This is a genomic window from Bacteroides sp. CAG:633 (assembly GCF_000435115.1).
Classification (GTDB): Bacteria; Bacteroidota; Bacteroidia; order Bacteroidales; family Bacteroidaceae; genus Bacteroides; species Bacteroides ndongoniae.
The window spans coordinates 1-581 of sequence record NZ_FR883110.1; the positions used below are offsets into that span (position 1 = coordinate 1).

The 581-nt window shown below is 55.8% G+C and carries 1 protein-coding gene; it reads right to left on the minus strand.

The features are described 5' to 3' along the window. Positions 1-492, minus strand: a 492-nt coding sequence (locus QVP67_RS11590; protein ID WP_288180152.1) for a glycosyl hydrolase family 28-related protein, incomplete at its 3' end; no start/stop codon positions are given. Positions 493-581 lie beyond the last annotated feature (89 nt).

The window sequence follows — 581 nt, forward strand, 5'->3', positions numbered from 1 at the left end:
GATGGGCGACTGGCAACGGCGGGTGTTCAGTCCTTCGAACGAGGTTTCGATGATGGGATAGGCCTCGAAGTCGTCGGTGAACAGGACGAGGGCGTTCTTTTCGGTATGCAGATTAACGTTGCTCAGCAGTTCGATGGGACCTGTGAGCCAGATTCCTTCGGGGATGATGACCGTTCCGCCACCTTTCTGACTGACGGAGCGGATGGCGTCGTTGATGGCACGGGTGTTCAGGGTGATGCCGTCGTTCTTGGCACCGAAGTCGGTGATGTTGGCCTGGAAGTCGGGGAAGCTGGGACGTTCCACACGGGGCATCTCGAAGGGCAGGCCTTCGTAGATATCGGCGACGGGACTTGCCGGTGTTGCCGACTTGGGGGTGCTGCTACATGCACTGCCTGTCAGCAGCAGGGCCGTAAGGGCTGAAAGCGAAAACAACTTTCTCAGGAAGCCGGAGGGCTTTTGCGAAAGGGAAGATGTCTGGTAATTCATGGTCATATCGATTGTACTAAAAGGTTATACTTTTTCGGGGCAGTGCTTCCGGCGATGGGGTGGAAGTGCTGCTGTTGACAAAAGTACCGATCTTT